This is a genomic window from Pseudomonas sp. GV105 (genome assembly GCF_003058185.1).
Classification (GTDB): Bacteria; Pseudomonadota; Gammaproteobacteria; order Pseudomonadales; family Pseudomonadaceae; genus Aquipseudomonas; species Aquipseudomonas veronii.
Map to the genome: position 1 here is coordinate 448,139 of NZ_QBUF01000001.1, position 19,936 is coordinate 468,074.

Annotated in this window: 22 protein-coding genes; 14 read left to right on the forward strand and 8 right to left on the reverse strand. The window is 50.5% G+C overall.

Annotated features, from left to right (window positions below):
* Positions 1-37: 37 nt before the first annotated feature.
* A complete protein-coding gene (locus C8K66_RS01930) occupies positions 38-655 on the forward strand; it encodes a TetR/AcrR family transcriptional regulator (RefSeq protein WP_010434630.1) in 618 nt (205 codons plus the stop codon).
* 89 nt (positions 656-744) lie between these two features.
* Positions 745-1,596, forward strand: a complete 852-nt coding sequence (locus tag C8K66_RS01935; protein ID WP_010434627.1) for an ABC transporter substrate-binding protein — start codon at positions 745-747, stop codon at positions 1,594-1,596.
* Between the two features lie 49 nt (positions 1,597-1,645).
* Here the strand turns inward: C8K66_RS01935 and C8K66_RS01940 are convergent, their stop codons facing one another.
* The 4 genes from C8K66_RS01940 to C8K66_RS01955 all read right to left on the reverse strand — a co-directional run bounded on the left by C8K66_RS01940 (position 1,646) and on the right by C8K66_RS01955 (position 4,874).
* Positions 1,646-2,251 carry a TetR/AcrR family transcriptional regulator gene (locus C8K66_RS01940; RefSeq protein ID WP_010434623.1) on the reverse strand — a complete coding sequence of 202 codons (606 nt, stop codon included), beginning with the start codon at positions 2,249-2,251 and terminating at the stop codon, positions 1,646-1,648.
* A gap of 19 nt (positions 2,252-2,270) precedes the next feature.
* Positions 2,271-2,684 carry a thioesterase family protein gene (locus C8K66_RS01945; protein ID WP_108524131.1) on the reverse strand — a complete coding sequence of 138 codons (414 nt, stop codon included), beginning with the start codon at positions 2,682-2,684 and terminating at the stop codon, positions 2,271-2,273.
* Between the two features lie 196 nt (positions 2,685-2,880).
* On the reverse strand, positions 2,881-4,461 hold the full coding sequence (locus tag C8K66_RS01950) for an NAD(P)/FAD-dependent oxidoreductase (RefSeq protein WP_108524132.1): 1,581 nt from the start codon (positions 4,459-4,461) through the stop codon (positions 2,881-2,883).
* A gap of 23 nt (positions 4,462-4,484) precedes the next feature.
* On the reverse strand, positions 4,485-4,874 hold the full coding sequence (locus tag C8K66_RS01955) for a RidA family protein (RefSeq protein WP_010434618.1): 390 nt from the start codon (positions 4,872-4,874) through the stop codon (positions 4,485-4,487).
* Between the two features lie 278 nt (positions 4,875-5,152).
* Between C8K66_RS01955 and C8K66_RS01960 the strand changes: the two genes are divergently transcribed.
* The 12 genes from C8K66_RS01960 to C8K66_RS02010 all read left to right on the forward strand — a co-directional run bounded on the left by C8K66_RS01960 (position 5,153) and on the right by C8K66_RS02010 (position 16,134).
* Positions 5,153-5,938 (forward strand): aspartate/glutamate racemase family protein, encoded by a 786-nt coding sequence (locus tag C8K66_RS01960; RefSeq protein ID WP_010434615.1) that lies wholly within the window; start codon positions 5,153-5,155, stop codon positions 5,936-5,938.
* Positions 5,939-6,039: 101 nt separating this feature from the next.
* Positions 6,040-7,224, forward strand: a complete 1,185-nt coding sequence (locus tag C8K66_RS01965; protein WP_256590886.1) for an acyl-CoA dehydrogenase family protein — start codon at positions 6,040-6,042, stop codon at positions 7,222-7,224.
* Positions 7,225-7,334: 110 nt separating this feature from the next.
* Entirely contained in the window at positions 7,335-8,057 is a 723-nt protein-coding gene (locus tag C8K66_RS01970) for a polysaccharide deacetylase (protein ID WP_371928126.1), read from the forward strand.
* On the forward strand, positions 8,050-8,538 hold the full coding sequence (locus C8K66_RS01975; RefSeq protein ID WP_010434604.1) for a MaoC/PaaZ C-terminal domain-containing protein: 489 nt from the start codon (positions 8,050-8,052) through the stop codon (positions 8,536-8,538). Before C8K66_RS01970 ends, C8K66_RS01975 begins: the two co-directional genes overlap by 8 nt.
* A gap of 50 nt (positions 8,539-8,588) precedes the next feature.
* Positions 8,589-10,085 carry a class I adenylate-forming enzyme family protein gene (locus C8K66_RS01980; protein WP_010434600.1) on the forward strand — a complete coding sequence of 499 codons (1,497 nt, stop codon included), beginning with the start codon at positions 8,589-8,591 and terminating at the stop codon, positions 10,083-10,085.
* Positions 10,078-10,965 (forward strand): nitrilase-related carbon-nitrogen hydrolase, encoded by an 888-nt coding sequence (locus C8K66_RS01985; protein ID WP_010434598.1) that lies wholly within the window; start codon positions 10,078-10,080, stop codon positions 10,963-10,965. The genes C8K66_RS01980 and C8K66_RS01985 overlap by 8 nt, the downstream gene beginning before the upstream one ends.
* A gap of 151 nt (positions 10,966-11,116) precedes the next feature.
* Positions 11,117-11,917, forward strand: a complete 801-nt coding sequence (locus tag C8K66_RS01990) for an amino acid ABC transporter ATP-binding protein (protein ID WP_108524135.1) — start codon at positions 11,117-11,119, stop codon at positions 11,915-11,917.
* On the forward strand, positions 11,917-12,564 hold the full coding sequence (locus tag C8K66_RS01995) for an amino acid ABC transporter permease (protein WP_108524136.1): 648 nt from the start codon (positions 11,917-11,919) through the stop codon (positions 12,562-12,564). The genes C8K66_RS01990 and C8K66_RS01995 overlap by 1 nt, the downstream gene beginning before the upstream one ends.
* The gene (locus tag C8K66_RS02000; RefSeq protein WP_010434586.1) at positions 12,561-13,217 is read left to right on the forward strand and encodes an amino acid ABC transporter permease; all 657 of its coding nucleotides are present in this window, start codon (positions 12,561-12,563) and stop codon (positions 13,215-13,217) included. Before C8K66_RS01995 ends, C8K66_RS02000 begins: the two co-directional genes overlap by 4 nt.
* A 649-nt stretch (positions 13,218-13,866) precedes the next feature.
* Complete coding sequence (locus C8K66_RS02005) at positions 13,867-14,658, forward strand: SDR family NAD(P)-dependent oxidoreductase (RefSeq protein ID WP_025991028.1); 792 nt, start codon at positions 13,867-13,869, stop codon at positions 14,656-14,658.
* Between the two features lie 850 nt (positions 14,659-15,508).
* Positions 15,509-15,751 (forward strand): hypothetical protein, encoded by a 243-nt coding sequence (locus C8K66_RS30495; RefSeq protein WP_132849929.1) that lies wholly within the window; start codon positions 15,509-15,511, stop codon positions 15,749-15,751.
* Between the two features lie 2 nt (positions 15,752-15,753).
* A complete protein-coding gene (locus tag C8K66_RS02010) occupies positions 15,754-16,134 on the forward strand; it encodes a fibronectin type III-like domain-contianing protein (protein WP_256590898.1) in 381 nt (126 codons plus the stop codon).
* Between the two features lie 242 nt (positions 16,135-16,376).
* Here C8K66_RS02010 and C8K66_RS02015 read toward each other — a convergent pair whose 3' ends face one another.
* The 4 genes from C8K66_RS02015 to C8K66_RS02035 all read right to left on the reverse strand — a co-directional run bounded on the left by C8K66_RS02015 (position 16,377) and on the right by C8K66_RS02035 (position 19,696).
* The gene (locus C8K66_RS02015; protein ID WP_108524137.1) at positions 16,377-17,369 is read right to left on the reverse strand and encodes an FAD-dependent oxidoreductase; all 993 of its coding nucleotides are present in this window, start codon (positions 17,367-17,369) and stop codon (positions 16,377-16,379) included.
* Positions 17,370-18,244: 875 nt separating this feature from the next.
* On the reverse strand, positions 18,245-18,898 hold the full coding sequence (locus C8K66_RS02025; RefSeq protein WP_108524139.1) for an HAD family hydrolase: 654 nt from the start codon (positions 18,896-18,898) through the stop codon (positions 18,245-18,247).
* Between the two features lie 51 nt (positions 18,899-18,949).
* Positions 18,950-19,339: a hypothetical protein gene (locus C8K66_RS02030; RefSeq protein WP_108524140.1), complete on the reverse strand. Its 390-nt coding sequence runs from the start codon at positions 19,337-19,339 to the stop codon at positions 18,950-18,952.
* 132 nt (positions 19,340-19,471) lie between these two features.
* Positions 19,472-19,696 (reverse strand): hypothetical protein, encoded by a 225-nt coding sequence (locus tag C8K66_RS02035; protein ID WP_108524141.1) that lies wholly within the window; start codon positions 19,694-19,696, stop codon positions 19,472-19,474.
* Positions 19,697-19,936 lie beyond the last annotated feature (240 nt).

A 19,936-nucleotide genomic window follows, 5' to 3' on the forward strand; every position in this document is an offset into this window, starting at 1 on the left:
GATTATTTTGACTCGACGCTCGTCGCCCAAGGTAAACATGGCCGCAATCTTTGAAGACGCTCTGACCAATGGCACTGAAGCCCGAAAATCGGATACAGGGAAGGCAGTGAAGGAGGCGGCTCTTGAGCTGTTTTCAATACACGGCTATCCCTCCGTAAGTCTTCGTCAGCTTGCAGAATCAGTAGGGATCCAAGTGGGATCGCTCTATAACCACATGGAAAACAAGCAGGAGCTCCTCTTTGAACTCATTGAGGAAGCTGAGCATGTACTTCTGAGCGCAATCCGGCCTCCAAAACGGAGCAAGAAGATTGCCATTAAGCTGCTGGAATGCTACGTGCAGTGCCACCTGCGTTTCATTTATGAAAATCGCTGTCACCATGCCCTAGCAACGCGCGATTCGGGATATCTTTCGCAACAACAGCTCGAAATTATATTAACTATCCGCAATAAGCAGGCAGCAGTCCTACAGGAGATTCTAACCTTGGGCAACTCGCAGGACACATTTAGCGTTAGCGATGTAAAGCTTACGACAGGAGCCATTCGCGCCTTATTAGAAGGTGTCTTCCAGCAGCTGGACTACTGCAATATTAATTATGCGTATGCTAAAGATAAAATTGCCTCGCTGATCCTATGCGTTGTTGGTTATAAGAAGTAATAGCACTAAAAAATAAGATGTCTGGATGTGTCACTGTTCTACTTGGCTTCAAAGCTCTGCCTAACTAATAATATCTTCGGAGAATCAAAATGGTAAGCAAAAGTACTGCAGTAAAACTCGGTGTTGTCGTGATCGCGGGCGTGATCAACCTTGTTCCGTCCATCGCCTCCGCCGAGGAATGCAAACCAGCAGACAAATTTTCGACGCTGGAGCCAGGCGTTTTGAAGGTCACATCAGCGGTCGTACCTCCCTACATCGTTCAAGCTCAAGATGGCAAAACCGCAGCCGGCGTTGACGCTTTCGTCATGGAGGCTTTCGCCAAGGCCAATTGCCTGGAAGTCCAACACCAGTTCACCGATTCGGCAGCGGCTATCCAGTACGTTGTCGCAGGGCGTTCAGACGTTGCCGTCGGCGCGTGGTACCGCACTGCTGAACGTGCGAAGGTACTAGGTGTCAGCGCACCCGTATACCTAGAACAAACAGCGATCTACTCGCGCGAGGGACTTACCCAGTTCTCTCAGCTCAAAGGACAGAAAGTAGGAACCGTGCAGGGCTACCTGTGGGTGCCTGAGCTGAAGAAAATGTATGGCTCGGATCTGAATCTCTACCCTACTGCCGTTGCACTTGCGCAAGACTTGAGCAGTGGGCGTATCAGCGCGGCAGTCAATACGTATTCCATAGGTGTGGAAACGCAGAAGCAAGGTGGAATGCCTAAGGACATACAGGTCAAGGTCGCGACCCCAGACCCGGCGGTCAAGTCCTCCATCGAACCCGCACAAACCGCTTATCTGTACAAAAAAAGTAACCAGGAATTGGGGCAGGCCATGGATCGGTTCATCAAGGAACTGCAAGATAATGGTTCGCTGGGAAAAGAGCTGCAAAAAGCAGGGCTGGATGCAAGCGCCGCGACTCCGGGTACGCCACGTTATGCTGATCAATAAGTCCTAACCTGATGCGCCTTCATGGGAGGGCGCATGCCGGCTGCTCCTGTTACTTCAAATACCCCTTCGACATGATGCTGCAGTAATAGCCAGCAATTTGCTCAGCTGTATGACTACCATTGTCGTTGAACCAAGTATGAGACCAGTTGCACATGCCTAGAAATCCCGACACAGCAATATGTGACGGAATATCGACAAAGACCCCCTCCTTGACGCCCTCCTGATAGACCTTCTCAATTGAGGCGTCGTATTCGCGCTTACGCTTGCGCATCAGATTTTGCTGCTCTGGTTCCAGCTCACTTTCGTCTCGAAAGTAGATGGCAGTCCAATGTTTACGCTTCATTACCTGAAGAGCATGCTGATAAAGAATCTCGCGCAGAGTCTCAGTGGGCGATTGAGACTTCCCAATCACTTCGTCTATAGACTGCTGATAACTTTCATACATTCTATTAAATATCTGCCACAGTATCTCGTTTTTATTCTTGAAGTAATAATAAACAACTGACTTCGTGTACCCCAATCCAGCAGCGATGTCGTTGATGGTTATGGCGCGAAAACCTTTGTCAGCAAAAAGAATGGCAGCAGTGGACAAGATTTCATCTTGAACATAGGCCTGTTTTTTTAGCTTTAGCTGGTCACGAAGATCGATAGTCACAGTGTCACCTTGATAAATTTTATTGCTGCTTAGAAACTGCAGCATTTGCATTGAGACGGATGGCGTCCGGTATACTCATAGCTTCACGCTCGGCCAAATTAAAGTACACGGAGGTCATTTCAATATCAGCGCAAATACTGCCTTCGATGTTGAGCAAATCATGATGGGTAACCAATGAGCTGTTCCCTACTCGAACAGCTCTACTACGTACACTGAACAGATCACCGACTTTCAACTCGCTTGAATAATTGATAACGTACTTGACGTCTGCCCACCCTTCGCCTTTTGTGTTGCGCCAGGCAGGGTTGTAACCCAACGCAGAAATGAAATGCCAAAACGCTTGATCGAATGCAGCGACGTAGTACTGCACTGTCATATGCCCCATGGCGTCTGTTTGTGCGGGGTAGACGACTCCACGATATGTATGTTCCACCTAAACCTCTTGGTAAACCCTGGACAGACGTTAGAAATATTCCCGCGGGCGTGATTTTCGCATTGTCTTTTTTTTGGACTAATGAGTCAAATTAATCTTCCCAGAGGGCGTTTTTGATCTTGATACACCGACCGTGTACCAAAAAAAAACCCATGCGCGAGTCAGCGCTCGGCATGGGGAACTTTACGGTCGGATCTCAGAAGTCGCCGAGAATGACCCTAGATGCGTTGTAGCCGGGTACTCCCGTGACGCCACCACCTGGATGCGTTGAAGCGCCACACATGTAGAGCCCGTCAACAGGCGATTTGTAATCCGCGTACTGCGCGATTGGACGGCGGAAAAAAATCTGATCAATACTTAGCTCGCCATGGTGAACATGACCGTCTGTCATGCCAAACATCTTCTCAATGTCGATGGGCGTTAGTACCTGCTTATGCACCACCAACTCACGAAAACCAGGCGCATAACGTTCGATCTGCGCAACGACACGATCAAACAGCTCCTCCTTGGTGACCTCATCCCAGGCACGCCCGTCCTTAAGACTGTATGGAACGTGTCCACCAAGCAAACTAAGCGTGTGCATGCCTTCAGGGGCGCACGTCGGATCAAACGCGCTTGGGGTAAGGATCCACATGTAGGGATGCTGAGCGATTCGCCCATGCTGGCCAGACTCGAACGCCTCTTGGAGCTCGGTAAGATTCTCAGCGATCGTAATTGAACCGGGCACCTGCAGGTCTTTCCCAACCAAGCAATTCCACTTTGGCAAGCCGGATAACGCCATATTGATCTTGAAGGTTGTCGATTGTGTCCTGATCCGCTTGACGCGAGCAATCACCTCAGCTGGAACATGCTCCGGTTTCAGCAAATGAAGAAATAGCGTTTTGGCGTTTGCGTTGGCTACTACCTTCTTGGCCCGAACCATCTCCCCGCTTTCAAGCAAGACACCTGAAGCGCGTCCGTTCTCAACGACAATCTCTTTCACGGGGGCATTGCATCGAAGGTCTACGCCTAAATCTCGGCAACTTAGCTCAAGCGCCTTTGCGATGGCACCCATGCCTCCTTGCACGAGCCCACCTGGGCCTGCGGCGGTATCGCTTTCACGGAGATAAGGTCGTGCGAGTACATAGGCAGAACCTGGGCTCATAGGGCCGATATTGCCGCCGCTGCCAGACGCGTAGCAACCAAATACCGTAAGCACCTGAGGGTTCGAGAACCACCGCTTTAGGTAATCATGACAGCTCATCGTGAGCAGATCCCATATGTCATAAAACATAGGGCCGGCTTTACGCATGCGCCAAACTAAACCAGCGGTTTTCGTGAGATCCTTGACCTTACCCGTAGTGAAATCCACTGGCACCTCGAAAATCAGTTCTCGGAGATGAGCCACTAGCTTACGCATGTGTGCGGTAAAATCAGGATAGGCATCCGCATCTTCTTGCGAGTACTTGCGCAGTTCGTCGCTCATACGCGACTCCTCTGGCCAATACGTTACAGATGTGCCATCCAAGAAAGGATGTATGGCTGGATTGATATCAAGAACCTTGACCCCGTACTTCATAAGATTCAGGTCAATCATAATCTTGGGTTGAAGCAGAGACATCCAATAGGACGCCACGGACAAATGAAATCCTGGCCAAAGCTCTTCAGTGACAGCGGCCCCGCCCAGGATATGACGACGTTCCAGAACACAAACTCTTTTTCCAGCTTTGGCGAGGTATGCTGCACACACCAAACCGTTGTGTCCGCCGCCAACTATTACTGCATCGTACTCGGCCATTACCATTCTCGCTTGAGCAGAATTTAACGAGGGATCAGAGCCACGCCTTCGATCTCGATCTTGATGGCAGGGTCATAAAGCCCTGCAACGGTGACGAGTGCATTGGCGGGCGGGCAATCCATATTCACAAAGGAGTTTCGAACTTTCTTGAAGGCAGCCAGGCTTTCAGGGCTTGGATCCGTAATGTAGGTCGTCATTTTGGCCAATGCCTCGAACCCCACACCGGCCGCTGCCAGGGTCTTACCCATATTTTCGAAAGCAGCTTGAACCTGAGCTTCGAAACCGCCTGTTACCGGCTCACCTGCCTCGTCGGTGCCTACATGGCCAGACAAGAACAACAACGTACCTTCACTTACCAACGTGCCCATCGACACGCCTGGATAACCACTGCCTGCATTGATGCCTTTGATCATGCTGTTCACTCCTGGTTGGGGGATGGATGAGAGAAAAATTACCATCATCCAAAAAAACTGACCGTTGGGTATCCAATTTATACGGTGAGTCGCTATGATGCAAGGGTCGATCAGGCTGATGTCACGGCACGCTTGGCAGGATGAGCTGGCTGCTGTTTTGGTACGCAGCAGGCCCTTGACTCTGCCAAAGATTTCCGCATACTGACCCGGCGGTCTAATTTTTAATACGGTCGGTATGCGGAGCTATTCTGCTCTCCACCCCGTTTGGAGAAATGGTCATGGGCGTCAGAATCAACTTCATCAATCCTTTCGGAACGCCGGCGTACAACGGGCTGATCACCGAGACTCTTGAGCCCTACTTGAACGAGGGGAATGAGCTGGTTGTCACCAACGTGGAAAACTGCCCAGAAAATTGCGATTGGTGGTATCCAAAACACCTTACTGAAGAAGTGCTTTTCGAGTGCATCATCGATGCTGAAAAGAAAGGTTTCGACGCAGTCATCGTGGGCTGCTGTAACGATCCAGGTGTCCGAGCCGCGCGAGAGCTCGTTGACATCCCTGTAGTCGGAACTCTGGAAGCAACCATGCAGCACGCTTCCTATTTCGGCCATGATTACCTACTGGTAACCGACCACCGCAAATCTGCAGCGTACATGCGTGACTTGGTACGTCTCTACGGCCAGAGCGAACAATGTAAGGACGTGCGTTACATCAATTGGTACATCACCGACATGATCAATGATTATGAAGGTGTAGCCAAGGATGCCTTGGCCGCATCGACAAAGGCTATGGAGGACGGAGGCGTTGAGTCGGTAATCCTGGCGTGCACTATCATCTCGGCATGCACTGAAAAATGGCTCCTGACAAGTGGGGAGCCACGCAATACGACTATCTTGAACCCTAATACTTTTGCACTGAAGATGGCTGAGTCGTTAGGCTTACTTCACCAAAAAGGCGCATACGGTATTAGTCGAGTGGGCTACTACGAAAAAATGCAGCAACGCCGTCCAGAAGAATTCGTTCAAGTCCGCGAAAAGTATGGCCGCTCTACGCGCTTTAAATAACTTTAAATAATTAGAAACAGCAGCCTGGGGGATCGCCATGCTTCATGGTTGTCTTCAGATTAGCTTCGTATCAGCGTATTACCGCTCTAGAGGTTATTACAGTGAGCCGACATACCGATTTTACTGATATCGAAAACGATATCATCGACACCGTGACCAAATACATCGTTCGTGAGGTTCGCCCGCACGCACATGAGATGGAGCGCAGCAAGACTTTCCCTACCGAAATGTTGGCAGCGATGAAGGAAATGGGCTTGTTCGGTTTGTCCATCCCTGAAGAGTACGGCGGATTTCAGCTGCGGCTTCCTGTCTTTGCGGTAGTCATGGAGACGATTGCAGCGGGTTGGACGACGCTCGCAGCTTACATCAATAGTCACTGCACTGTAGCTTACGCAATTGCTAAGTACGGCTCCGAAGAGCAGAAGCAAGCCTATCTTCCATTGATGGCAACTGGTGAGCAGCGTGGCGCTCTTTTGCTAACTGAGCCTGGGGCAGGCTCTGACCTGCAATCGATCAGAACAATTGCCACCCCTACTGAAGATGGATTCAGTATCAGTGGCAGCAAAATCTTCGTCACCAATGGCGCCAAGGCTACGATTCTCTTAACCCTTGCACGTACCAGCTTTGATGAAGGAACCAATAAGCCTCGCTCCAGCCTTTTCTTACTTGATAAAACCCAAGAAGGCGTAAGTGTCACAAGCGAATTTCACAAAATGGCGTACGGCCTGGTTGATACGATGGAAATCGTGTTGGACAAGGTTGTGGCTTCGAAAACCGCTGTGCTGGGTGGTGCTACCGGTAAAGGTATGCGGCACTTGCTCGACGCGTTGGAGGTAGGTCGAATTGCTATCGCTGCGAGCGCAGTGGGCCTTGCTGCAAACGCTTTGAGCGAGGCCAAGCGCTATGCAAGCGACCGCAAGTCATTTGGGGTAGCCATTGATCAGCATCAGGCTGTTCAGCTCAGACTCGCTGAAATGGCAACCAAGCTTGTGGCTGCTCGATTGATGACTGCAGAAGCCGCACGAGCCAAGGAGTCAGGTGAACGCGCCGATATGCTTTCTGGCATGGCAAAGCTTCTAGCTAGCGAGTCTGCTCGGGATATCACTGAAGACGCGTTGAGAATCCATGGTGGCTACGGCTACATCGACGAATTTGTCGTAGAGCGCCTTTACCGGGAAGCGCCTCTATACATTGTCGGTGAGGGTACGAACGACATTCAGAAATTGGTCATCGCCCGCCGCCTGATTGACGAGTCTGAGGCCGACGTTTTGAGGCTTCCCCAATGACCACCGTTTGCCTAACGTTTGATTTCGATGGCGTTGCAATTTGGTTGAGTACTTTTAAGCAGGTATCCCCTACCCCTCTGTCTCGGGGCGAGTTTGGCGCTGAGGTTGGCATGCCACGCCTCCTGGACGTACTGAAACGCTGTGGAGTACCTGCCACGTTTTTTGTGCCAGCACATACGGCAGCTTCGTATCCAGACCTGGTCAAGCGGATCATTACTGAAGGTCATGAGGTTGCTTGTCACGGCTATATCCACGAGTCTCCGGTTGGACTGGAGCTCGCCGAAGAACGCGCGCTCTTATCTAAAAGCATGGACACGCTGCAAGCCGTTACTGGCGTTCGTCCTATAGGCTATCGCTCTCCGGCCTGGGATCTCAGCGCTAACACCATTGATCTCTTGGAGGAACATGGGCTGATCTATGACAGCAGCCTTATGTCCAACGATTTCAATGTCTTCTACGCACGAAAAAATGACGTACTAACTGAAGAGCAGTTCACTCACGGCCCTGAAAGCGCAGTCCTTGAATTCCCAGTGGCTTGGGAGCTCGATGATTACCCTTACTTCCAATTCAATGTTCGACCTTTGAATACTGGTCTAAGGCTACCGAGTGATGTGTTCAAAGCATGGTCTTCTGAATTCGATTATGCCCACTCGGTGTCGGGAATATTCACGCTGACGTGTCATCCCGAGATAATTGGTCGCGGCCCTCGCATAACGATGCTGGAACAGCTCATTTCTTACATGCAACAGCCCAATGTCGAGTTCTCGACGATGGGAGCTGCTGCGCAAAAGCTCAACACCAAAGTTCTTAAACAGGAGCAAGACAATGTCTGACACCGCACAAGCAGTTGAACGCGCCGGAATCGGCCAGAACGCTTTGTATTTCGACGAGCTCGAGGTTGGCAAGGAGTGGAATTCTCCCCGCCGCACTATCACAGAAGCCGACATTGTGATGTTCGCCGCTCTGACTGGCGATCACAACCCAGTTCACACTGACGAAGAATTTGCAAAAAACACGGTCTTTGGTGGGCGTATTCTCCATGGCCCAGCGGGCTTTGCGATCGCCACTGGCCTGGAAAGCCGTCTAGGCATCAAGGAAGGCACCGCAATCGCCTTTTTGGGCATGACATGGGATCTGCGCGGCCCTATCAAGATTGGCGATACTATCCATGTTTACCAGCGCGTGGACTCCAAGCGCGAAACCAAAAAACCAGGCGTTGGCATTGTAAACTTCCACGTATCCCTCAGGAACCAGCGAGGCGAGTCGGTTCAGGAAGGTGAGTGGAAAGTGATGATGCATTGCAAGCCTGTTTAAGAACTCGATAAACCCCTCACGCACAAACGCTCCATCCGAGGTTAAGTGTCATGATTTTGAAAAGCATCGAAGCCGTCGCCCACGAAAACCCAGACGCTATGGCGTTGCGGTTTGAAGACAAAGCGTTCACTTATGGCGGTTTGGTGCGTGAGGTGTATCGCATTGCCAACGTACTACGTGCGAGAGGTTTGAGTAACACATCGACGTTGGCCGTATACTGCGAAAACAGTAGCGATATCCTTGTGCTTTATTACGCAATGGCAAAGCTGGGCGGCACCTTTGTGCCCATCAACGCCGGCCTGAGCAGCACTGAAGTTGCTTACATTTTAGAACATGCACACGCAAAGCTTTTGCTTACCGATGAAAAGCTGACCACAAACGCCAATGAGGCGGCAAATGGCTTGGATTGTCAGGTGTATCAGGCGAGGGAGTTCTTTGTTGCCACGCCAGTTCTTGAGACGATCCATGCGGAAGAGGCCCCATCGTCTCACTTCTTGATCATCTACACGTCGGGATCGACTGGCATACCCAAGGCGGTTCTGTTCGACCAAAATGCGGAAACTGCTGGCAATCAGTCCTTGATAGACATGTGGCAGATCAAGCCCGCGGACAAAATGCTAGTAGCCCTACCGCTTGGCTTCCTGTACGGATTATCGACCGCTGCCGCCACTGGGCTCCAAGCCGGTTGCGAAGTTTTAGTGCTGCGGCGCTTTCGACCTCAAGATGTCTTGGAAGCAATCGTCCATCACGGCATCACTGTCTTTCAGGGTGTGCCAACAATGTTCTCCATGATGGTGGAGTACGCAGAGCAAAATTCGCTGCGTGTTGATCTTTCGGGCGTGCGTCTGCTCATTTCAGCAGGAGCTCCCTTGCCGATGGAACTGCGGCAGCGTTTTACCGCAAGATTCGGAGCGGATATCCAAGATTACTACGCGCTTACTGAGGTTCGGCCTGTATTTGGCAAATTCGCAGCCGACCATGATCCTGTGCCCGCTGGAGCTATAGGTAAGGCATCACCAGGAGTTGAAATAAAGGTTGTAAGCAGTTCGGGAGCTGTACTACCAGCCAATGTGACGGGAGAAATTATAGTACGTGCCCCTGCCACAACGTTAGGCTATCTGAACGCTGACGCTCTCACAGAGGCTTCTTTTGCTGATGGTTTTTTCCGTACAGGCGATCTCGGTCATTTTGATACCTGGGGCTACTTCTATCTCACCGGGAGAATCAAAGACATTATCATCCGCGGTGGAGCCAATATTGCCCCAGCAGAGGTTGAGGGAGTTCTTTTAACCCACCAGGATATTCAATCCTGTGGAGTAATAGGGGTAGAAGATCAAAAATTTGGTGAGTTGCCGGTAGCTTTTTATGTCTCACGTACAAATCACCCTGTGAACGCGCAAGCGCTAACTGATCATTGTCGACATGTACTTGCGGACTTTAAAGTTCCGGCACATTTTGTCCACTTGTACGAAATGCCTCTGGGCAACACGGGCAAGATTGACAAGAAGGCATTGTCAAGTTATTGGAAGGGGACACAAAATGTCTAATTCGCTGAAGGTTTCAATCTCGGCTTACACAATAAAGCCTTGTAGCTCTCTCGATGATTTTTTGCAGGATATTGAGAAGAAGGTCAAAGAAGCGCAGTTGGCAGGTAGTGCAGTTCTCGTACTGCCGGAGTTTGTCGGAATGGGTCTACTATGGAGCCATGATGAGGCTGCGACGGTAGACAACACCACAGTTGCAGCATTCTATCGCACTGTTTTTAACCCACTGTACGACGGCTATAAGGTCGGAATGTCTGCACTGGCTCAGCGTCATAATGTCACGATTGTAGGCGCGACCTATTGGCATGAGGTGGATGATAAGGCCTTCAATACAAGCTTTGTATTTAGACCGGATGGCGCTGTTCTAGAACAGGACAAAATACACCTCACACGCGGTGAAAAAGCGATTAATACCTGTGGTGGTAGTGCGCTGAATGTCTTCGAAATAGAAGGTGTAAAGTGTGGCATGTATGTCTGCTACGACGTGCAATATCCTGAGCTTTCCAGGCATTTAGCGGATCAGGGCGTGGAGGTGATTTTCGTTCCAACGCTTACTGAAACTCGCGGTGCCTGGAGAGAATGGCATAGTGGACACGCCCGCGCGCTGGAAAATCAGATGTACGTTTGCGTTTCTCCTCTGCTTGGGGCGCTGGACATCCCAAATGACTACCGCACAGTTTGCAAAGGGCAAGCGTTTGTAGCATGCCCTATAGATAACAGATTCAAAATAGATGATGGCACATATGCTTCGGCAGAAATGAACACCGAGGCGCTGCTGCACACTGTTCTGGATCTCGATCTTCTTAGGCTGTCTCGCGCAAAAGGAGAGGTTAAACAACTTACAGATCGTCGGCCCGATGTATATGAGAAACTATACCGTTAACTCATTCAGCATCCCGCTTTAGCATGAGCTTTCGGCCAATCATAAAAATAACTATTACTGCTCGACTTTAGACTGCTGTTGTTCAGATCAAGGCGTCCCGGCCCTTTAGAAGCCGGGTTCCAGTCTATTTGTTCGCCATCGGAATACCACCATGAATAGCATGACGACCTCTACCATAAATCTGTCGAAAAAAATAAGCGACCCCAGCGCTGTTTTGTGTATTGAAGGGGTAGGAAAAAAGTTCGGTACAATCAGAGTACTTGAGGACGTTGATTTTTCGCTACGCAGCGGGGAAGTTGTAGCCATAATCGGGCCTAGTGGCTCCGGGAAAAGTACGTTACTGCGTTGTATCAATCAGCTGGAACCGCCTACTGAAGGAATCATTCGGGTTGGGGACGTCGTCATTGACGCTACAAAGACACCCTCCAAGCAGGATCTGGCCAGGCTTCAGAAAAAACTGGGGATGGTGTTTCAATCTTTTAATCTGTTCCCCCACCTCACTGTGCTTGAAAACGTCAGTCTAGCGCAGCGCAAGGTGCTCGGCCGCAGCAAGCGGGAGGCCGATGATCGATCCATGCAGTTGTTGACTCGAGTAGGATTAGCCGCCAAAGCAGGCATTTACCCTAGCCGTTGTTCCGGCGGCCAACAGCAACGGATTGCTATCTCTAGGGCGTTGGCTCTGGATCCAGAAATCATGTTATTCGATGAGCCTACTTCTGCACTTGATCCTGAGGTTGGCTTGGAAGTGTTGGCAGTAATGCGTGAGTTGGCCGACAGCGGCATGACCATGATCGTGGTGACCCATGAGATGCGTTTCGCAGAGCAAGTATCCGATCGTGTGGTCGTCATGGCTGAAGGCCGCATCATTGAGCAAGGCCCTAGCAAGGAGGTTATGCGTAATCCCCAAAACGAGCGTGTGCAAAGATTCCTGACTGCGGTGAGGGATCGCTGATGGACTCCCTGATCTTTCTCGTGGCATTGCTGAAAGCAGTGCCATGGAGCTTAGCGCTGACCCTTTCTTCATTTTTGCTGGGCGCTCTTCTGGCTATACCTTTGTGCATGATGCGTATCTCAAAGCATGCCACGTTGCGCGCAATTGCTATCAGCCTAACTGTATTCATGAGATCGATTCCTCCAATCGTCTGGTTATTTTTCATATTCTTTTCTTTCAGCGAATATGTAGTTCAACTTAATGCGTTCGTTGCAGCAATGCTAGGCTTGGGTTTAATAACCGCGGCGAACCTCGCTGAGATTTACCGCGGGGCTCTATTGGCTATACCGCACGGGCAGCGTGAAGCGTCGCACGTGCTCGGGCTAGGCTTTCGGGATAGAGCTATGTCAGTTATGGTGCCTCAAGTGTTTCGTTATTCTTTGCCAGCCTGCAGCACGTACGCGATCGGCTTGCTAAAGGACACAGCTATTGCATCTACAATTGGCGTTCCTGAGGTGGCCCAAGTGGCCTACCAGCTCAGCCAGCAGACGTTTAAAGGACTAGAGATTTACGCTCTGGCCGGATGCCTTTATCTTTTAGTTAGCTTCGCGATGGCATGGCTTTCACGCACTGTTGATGCGAACCTTCGCGCTAGGATCGAACGATGAGCGAATTCTTTAGTAACTGGTCTGTATGGCTCCCCGAACTTTTAGAAGGTTATAAATTTAGCCTCCAGATTTGCGCTCTCGCTCTGCTTTGGGGAGTACCAGTTGGCCTTTTTCTGGCGATAGGCACAGATTCTAAGATCAAAATGTTGCGCATATTTTCGATCTGCATAGTGGAGCTCGGACGAGGAGCCCCGGTGTTAATTCTCCTGCAGTTTTTTTATTTCGGCCTTCCCAATGTGCATGTATCGCTGAGCTCTGCGGCAGCATCGATTCTTGCACTTGGTTGGAGTACCGCAGCCTACACAAGCGAGATCATCCGGGGTGGACTCAAAGCTGTTCCGCCTGGTCAACGAGAGGCGGCAGTTACATTAGGTTTAGCGCCTGCGACGGCAATGCGGATCGTGATAGTCCCCCAGGCCATGAGGATTTGCTTACCTCCTCTGCTAGGATTTGCTCTCGTCATGCTGCAGACGACCTCACTGTGCTTCACCATCGCCTTGCCAGAGATTGTTTCGCGAGCCAACGAAATAGGTTCGGCCACATTTCAATACATGTCAGTTCTGATGCTCACAGGGCTGATGTACGCCGCCGTGTGCATACCCGCTACCATCGTCGTATCGCAGATGGAAAGGCGCTTGAGCAGGCATATCTAGTTACACACTAAGAAGATCTTTGAAACCCCTCACCTCTCCACCCCGCCACCTTTGTGTTGGCGACAAACTCTAGAGCGCACGGTATGAATAGCTCCCTGAGACGGTTGGCAAAGTTCACTTATTGGCTCCGACCACGGTTAGGGAATCTCAAGGTGTCCAAACCCACATCGCCAAAACGTTTTGTGCCTAATGAAATTGACGTTCGCGCCCTGCCCTGGCCGATATAGAAGTCAAATTCGCATCGGTCAGTGATCTGGTTTTCAACATGGAGCCTCAGTGTAAAGGGCTAAAACCAAGTGTTCGTTCGGGTTCAGCATATGGACTTTAAGCTTTAGCGCGTCAGCAAGCATTTAGGTGTGAGCCAATCGATAGTGCAGCGATATGCCTATCGGTAGTCCCACAACGATACGTGTCGAAGCTGACCAGAAGGGAAAGCTTCTGCCTTGGAGATAGAAGGCCAAACTGCTGACAACCAACCCTGGATCCGCTCGCGCCACCTACTCGGTTGAAAAAACGTACTCAAAGGTATAATATAGTACCTATTGGTCTTTTATGGGTATGAATACCTACCTCGGCGTGCCCGCCTTGTTTCTTGACCTAGAAATTCATGCCCCGTCTTACCGATAATTCCATCGATCTGGGAGTCGCAATGTTTAACCTCAAAGATAAGGTTGTTGTCATCACTGGCGGTGAATCGGGGATCGGTTTGGCCGTTTGTAAATCGCTTTCCGGCGTAGGCGCCAAGGTAGTCATGGGGGGGATTCAAGCAGTTCGCGGTCAAGAGGCATGCCGAGAGCTGACTGACAAGGGCGGTGAAGTTGTTTTTGTAAAGACTGACGTCCGTGATCGAGAGGAAGTGGACGCGTTGGTACGCACTGCTATCGATCATTTCGGAAAGATCGATGTGCTGATCAATAACGCAGGTGTCTTTGACGGATTCGCTGATGTAACTGAGACGACCGAAGACCTCTGGGATCAGATTATGGCCATCAATCTTAAAGGGGCATTCCTGACTTCACAAGCCGTCCTCAAGCATATGATCCCACAAGGATTTGGACGAGTGATCAACGTCTCATCGATTGGCGGCCTCGTAGGCCGGGCAGATGGCGCAGCTTACACGGCATCAAAGTTCGGCTTGATTGGCTTCACTCGGCAGATGGCAGCATCCCTGTCTCACACAGGCATTACCTTCAATACGGTTTGCCCAGGCTCTATCGCTACAGATATTCGAAGCAACTCCGCGTCGGTGATACCTTCTGCTGCGCACCTGATGAATCGCGGTGTGGGCAGCTCGGATCCAGACGCTCTGAAAAAGGTAATTCCCGCCGGACGTAAGGGTACTGTTGACGAAATCGCGGCAGCTATTATTTTTCTCGCATCTGATGAAGCTAGTTATATAACTGGCCATGACCTAACAGTTGACGGTGGTTATGTAGCGTAAACGCATTACAACACCGCTATTGAGAAGATAATATTATCGACAGCGGTGTTGATGTTATCGCCAGCCAACGTAGCCGTGCCTCTGATTCCAAAGCCGGAGTTTCCAAGCTGCTCGGAGCACCTGGCTTAATGAAGCGCAGTACCTTGTCCACAGCAGCCAATGTGCTTTATGGACATCACGCCTTGAGCTTAGCATACCCGGCGATGGTGATCTTTCTTGTCAGTTCACTACGATTACTTTGGGCCTATTCTTACAACTTATGCATTCAGCTACCCGAAACCCGAGGCAGTAACCTAGTCCAGTGAGCCCGAATTCAGTTAGGGTGCGGAGAAAACCTATCTGCACAGTGGTCGATCAAGGACGAAATTTGTGCGCCATTTCTGAACTTTAACTGCTCTTCAAAGTATATGAACAGAAACATATACATCAGTTGATCAACATCGTATAACTCAGCAAGGCTCTTTTAATCCAAGTCCTGAGCTAAATTCCCCCCTCAGCCTCTGACTGGCCTCACTTCGAGCAAATGATTAACACATATGCGAGATCAAGAGTTTCGCACTCAGGCATTGCTTCTAATAGGTAACGACTGGATTTAAAGCTTTAAACCTCAAGATGAGCATACACTAGTAATCTGTTGAGCTTTCCTTGGCCATCTCGTTAAATATCTTTGCCACCGCGGCAAAATACGCCTTCTTTCCGGCGTCAGAAAACTAGCGATTTAACTGAACTAAAATAAATTTATATCTCATAATGCTTCGAACTAAGAGCCCCTCATAAGGTCTGATTTGCGCATACCTGATATGTATTGCCGACAAAGGCGTTTGAGTTCAAAAAAACCACTATGAGTGTCATGAAAATGCAACTTTCAACACGAAAATTTCTTTTGTGTACGTCTTTGGCAGCATTTCCGCTTGCTGCGTCTTTCCCTAGCTTAGCCGCACCACCGCTAGTGGGAGAGGAAGTAGAAAAAAAAGTAGAAGCTATGCTCGGGCAGATGAGCACCTCTGATAAGTTAACTTACATTACAAGTGATGCAGGGCACATTTTGCGCGCCGTGCCGCAACTTGGTTTGCCTGCTACGACACGAAAATAAATATTAAGTTCACGGTCACCAACTCTGGAAAAGTTGCTGGTTACGAGGTCGCTCAAGTTTACGTTAGTCCGCTTAACTCTAAAATTGACCGCCCGATAAAAGAGCTTAAAGGGTTCAAAAAAATATTCCTACAACCTGGTGAGACTAAAGAAGTTTCAATTCCATTAGACTCAAGATCGTTGGCTTATTTTGATACCACCACATGGAACTGGATTGTGGACGCTGGCCAATATCGAATTTTGGTAGGTGGATCTTCGGATAGCCTTCCTTTGAAAAACACGATTACCAGCCTGTACAGACAAGTTCTCCCTGTAGTCAGTAGCAACCCTCTTCCGGCCAATGTGCGCGAATCAGTACAGGTTGATAGTGCTCGTGCCTATTGAGCAGTTTCTATCATAATCTGACTAACGTCTGAACTCGTCGTAAAGGTTCCTGTAAGGCTTGACTGGGAACCTTTACGTTAGCAGATCTGGGATTTCCCGACGTTCGTTTGTTGCATCAACAAAGTTTCTACAGGAAATGACGCATCATCTGCGTCGCCTCTTCGCGCCGGTGACCGTGACACAGCAGCATCTCCAAAGTGCCCTCGTCCTCACCATGGACGGATGAGGGATGTTTCTCGTAGTCAAGTTACAACCATACGTGACTGCCTCTCGGAAGCGATAGCATCCTGCCCCGCGTATAAGGATTCAGCCAAGAGTCGGGCATTGGCTACACACTGCGCAATGCCATCTGATCGGGAGGTAAAATATGCATTTTCGTGCCCAGGCACGCGTTGAAAATTTAGATAGGTAAGGTCAATATCTTCATCCATATAGGTACCGTTCTGAGAAGTCCCGGTAAGGGCCCGCCTTATGGTCGACAAGATGCGTGACTTGGGCTCAGCCGGAGTACAGGAAGAATCGTCTGAAATATGATCCCATAGGCGCTCGAATGAAGCATACCTTCCGACGAGAGCCGGCTTCAATTCAGCTACCCCTGCCGAAGCTTCAGTCTCGGAATTGCACGACGCCGGTTCCCTTGCCTGGACTGCCAAATCATAACGACGAGTACTTCCCCCGTAAGTAATGCGGTACACATGATCATCCATCTGTAGCTGATTAAGCCCTCGCCCGCTATAGATAGAGGCGCCTCGGCGCATTAATGCATCCATGAGCAGTTTGTAGAATGTTCTTGGGTAGAGCGATACATCCTGAGGAAAACTGAAAGCCGCCAAACTGCCTATAGGCAGGCTAACGGAACCTGATGTGCTCGCACGCTTCACCAAGATGCCGGTTCTACTGCATCCCTCAGCAAACTGCTCCAGTTTTGAGACATGCGTCTTCCTACATTCGAAAACGATTGATCCTTCGGTCGATGCGAGTAGTTGCGCGCCAAGGTCAATCGAAATGTCCCTGAGTTCAGCGATACCCTGAAGAGCGAGCCGTCTTGAGACAGGGTCACGGTACTGACACAGCCAGCTTGATATCAGTTCGGGAACTATTTGCGCAGCGGAACTCGGCTGAGAAAGGTAGATGTCAGCTTTGAATCCAAAACGCTGCAGGTAGTAGCCATTGAGCAGGGCCTCTATCCCGTCACCGAACACAGCCACAGCCTTCTGTGCATTCTCATAAGGCATAACTGCCCTCCTCGTTTTGATGACCGGTACCGTGTTGGAAAACCAAAAAAGACCATAGGGTATCTTTTATAGATCAGAAGGTATGTTGGTGCCATGCAAACGTCAAGCTATGAATTCGACGTCAATGTGGTAGGGCTTATTCTGCCTTCACAGGCCGTGCTACCGTGCAATCTGCCGTTCAGATTCGGTGCTAATGTCAGGTCACACCTCGGCGGCTGAGAAAGCTATGCTGTAATAACAACAAGCGTCCGGGAAACACGCCTTCCTGATGCCATCGCTTTTGGCGTCGAGGCTAGGAAGGTGAGTTCGCCGGACGGTTACGGTCTTTCTACGATTGGCGAACGATTGCTTACCTTCTTGCGGATTAAGGGTAAGCATACGCGCCCCTTTTTTGAGCACACTGAGTCAGGATGAATATTGAGATTAATCGTGCGCGCTTTGCTAATTCAGTAAGTGGCCAGGGAACACACCTTGCATAGATCAGGCAAACCCATCGCAGAAGAATTTCATCTCACATCAGTGGGTATGTGCTACATCCCGAGGCATCAATGGGACAACATCTGACCCGGCCAAATCGTTAGGTGGATGAACGCTGATGCAATCTTTGTAAATGCATCGCCGAGGTACCTTGGAGCAGGGATCGCTCGGCGATCGCTCATTTCCTAACCTTGAGCTGATCTCTCATCCAGTCGCCTGCGTCGTCGTATTTGCGCATCATTTCGTCAAATTCATCGGCAGTAAGCGCACCTCGCGTCGAGCCCTCAGCATATTGAAGCTTGACGCTCTCAATCCGAGTCGAACCCTGGCATACGTCACACACGGCGTGGGTAACAGCTTCGATCTCGACTTGCCCGACATCCTTCATTGATGCCCCATCAACGTCCCGACCCCAATTTGCGGTTATGGCCTACCACCAGTTCGGCGAATCGTGTGAGGTCATTGATTGCGCCCTGACCGTTACGATCTAAGTGAAGCCCCATCATTCCAACCAGCCTCGGGCCATCCTGATCGCACTTTTTAGAATCACCAATCATCAAAACGCGCCCCCGCCCGTCGTCGAAGAGGTGTCCCGGCTCCACGTCCATTTGGCTACAAATTGATTGATAAATGACTGGATCTGGCTTGATGGCTCCGACCTCATAACTGAATGCGTACCCATCCAAATTTGGGAAGAGCTCTTTGATGACTGGGCCGTATGGGCTGGCCAGATTCGAACAAATACCCAATTTCACGCCTGCGCCTTGTAACCACGCCATGGCCTCTAACGCATCGGGAAATGGCTCAATAGACGCGAGTTCCAGTTCCAGTGCTCGGGTTAGTTCTTGACGCTTCGCGGGCGAGAGATAGATGCCCAGCTGAGAGGCCATCTCGACCAACGAAAGGTTCGTGGTCATGATGAAATGAGTGCCGTCCGACGTGAGATCACAGCCTTGCCGGGGCCCCTCTCGTATCAACTCGCGATACGGGTTCAACCGGCGGTTGATCCGCACAACGGTTCCGAATGCGTCCAGCACCACCCCGCCGACCATTGTGCCTGTTGCACTTGGTGAGGTCGCTTCCATTCCTACTCCCTTTCTCTCTCAAAATAACCGCACTACGGCTGAAAGAGACATGGACTTCCGGCGCCCATGCCCGAGCAAAACGTACAGCTTGGACTCAGTTTGAAAAAACATGTCGTCCGTAAAATCCATCAACGGTGTCGACCGAAACCAGTGCGATCTAGAAGTAGATGAGCTGTCGAACAGCACGTTGAAAACTAGCAACATCGTCGGCTTTTTCCCCTCGGCGGCCAGCTCTTCGAGGACGAGGTCAGGCGCTTCCAGGTCGAGCCATACCCACTCGCCGACGATGCAAAAACTGCTGTCTGGAAACTGCTCCCGCGTGACTTGAATCGCATCCTCAAGCTCCATTTCACATCCCGGCATCACAACGCTCGGGCCGATCATTTGCCGTACATTAAAGTCATTCATGAATAATCCTTAAGTGAACCAGGGGCAATTTCGGCCCACGCACATCGGAACGTAAGCCCCGTTGTCACCCGCCCTACCCCAAATATCGCGATAGCCAAAGGACTGGTACTGCGCACGCTCGGCGCGAGTTGGTTAAAGACGGTTTTCAGGCAAGTTACTCATCGAGCGACAAAGCTCTTCCTCAATATCACGGAAGACGCTTTCGAGACCGGGATGTTGCGCTGAAGCACTTAGCCCTCGAACAAGGGCCAAGAGTTCGCGCGCTTGGGCAATAGACATTTGTAAGTCACAGTAAATAGTGCTTGAGGCATTATTCAACGCCGCGATCCCGCCCGGCGGAATCTGTTGATCGACCATCGAGTTCCCCTCCTCCGTCATGCTCCGTCACTAGCACGTAATGATCAGCACCATCCAGGGTTTGGAGGAGCTTGAAGGCGCTCCGGGCAGAGATCTGGCGTACTGGGTTAGTAGCAACGGTCACACCGTCTGGAACCCTGCAAGACCGATCACAGAACACCGTTGCTGCAAAGCGATCCCCGACACGAGCTGCGTTGAACAGATAAGCATCCACAACGACACCCCAGTCGTGACTCATTG

Bases quoted from the DNA above. Each gene is read 5' to 3' on its own strand.
- C8K66_RS01930 (WP_010434630.1), top strand. From the start codon at position 38: ATGGCCGCAATCTTTGAAGACGCTCTGACCAATGGCACTGAAGCCCGA.
- C8K66_RS01935 (WP_010434627.1), top strand. From the start codon at position 745: ATGGTAAGCAAAAGTACTGCAGTAAAACTCGGTGTTGTCGTGATCGCG.
- C8K66_RS01950 (WP_108524132.1), bottom strand. From the start codon at position 4,461: ATGGCCGAGTACGATGCAGTAATAGTTGGCGGCGGACACAACGGTTTG.
- C8K66_RS01955 (WP_010434618.1), bottom strand. From the start codon at position 4,874: ATGATCAAAGGCATCAATGCAGGCAGTGGTTATCCAGGCGTGTCGATG.
- C8K66_RS01960 (WP_010434615.1), top strand. From the start codon at position 5,153: ATGGGCGTCAGAATCAACTTCATCAATCCTTTCGGAACGCCGGCGTAC.
- C8K66_RS01970 (WP_371928126.1), top strand. From the start codon at position 7,335: ATGCCACGCCTCCTGGACGTACTGAAACGCTGTGGAGTACCTGCCACG.
- C8K66_RS01975 (WP_010434604.1), top strand. From the start codon at position 8,050: ATGTCTGACACCGCACAAGCAGTTGAACGCGCCGGAATCGGCCAGAAC.
- C8K66_RS01980 (WP_010434600.1), top strand. From the start codon at position 8,589: ATGATTTTGAAAAGCATCGAAGCCGTCGCCCACGAAAACCCAGACGCT.
- C8K66_RS01985 (WP_010434598.1), top strand. From the start codon at position 10,078: ATGTCTAATTCGCTGAAGGTTTCAATCTCGGCTTACACAATAAAGCCT.
- C8K66_RS01990 (WP_108524135.1), top strand. From the start codon at position 11,117: ATGAATAGCATGACGACCTCTACCATAAATCTGTCGAAAAAAATAAGC.
- C8K66_RS01995 (WP_108524136.1), top strand. From the start codon at position 11,917: ATGGACTCCCTGATCTTTCTCGTGGCATTGCTGAAAGCAGTGCCATGG.
- C8K66_RS02000 (WP_010434586.1), top strand. From the start codon at position 12,561: ATGAGCGAATTCTTTAGTAACTGGTCTGTATGGCTCCCCGAACTTTTA.
- C8K66_RS02005 (WP_025991028.1), top strand. From the start codon at position 13,867: ATGTTTAACCTCAAAGATAAGGTTGTTGTCATCACTGGCGGTGAATCG.
- C8K66_RS30495 (WP_132849929.1), top strand. From the start codon at position 15,509: ATGAAAATGCAACTTTCAACACGAAAATTTCTTTTGTGTACGTCTTTG.
- C8K66_RS02015 (WP_108524137.1), bottom strand. From the start codon at position 17,369: ATGCCTTATGAGAATGCACAGAAGGCTGTGGCTGTGTTCGGTGACGGG.
- C8K66_RS02025 (WP_108524139.1), bottom strand. From the start codon at position 18,898: ATGGTCGGCGGGGTGGTGCTGGACGCATTCGGAACCGTTGTGCGGATC.
- C8K66_RS02030 (WP_108524140.1), bottom strand. From the start codon at position 19,339: ATGAATGACTTTAATGTACGGCAAATGATCGGCCCGAGCGTTGTGATG.
- C8K66_RS02035 (WP_108524141.1), bottom strand. From the start codon at position 19,696: ATGGTCGATCAACAGATTCCGCCGGGCGGGATCGCGGCGTTGAATAAT.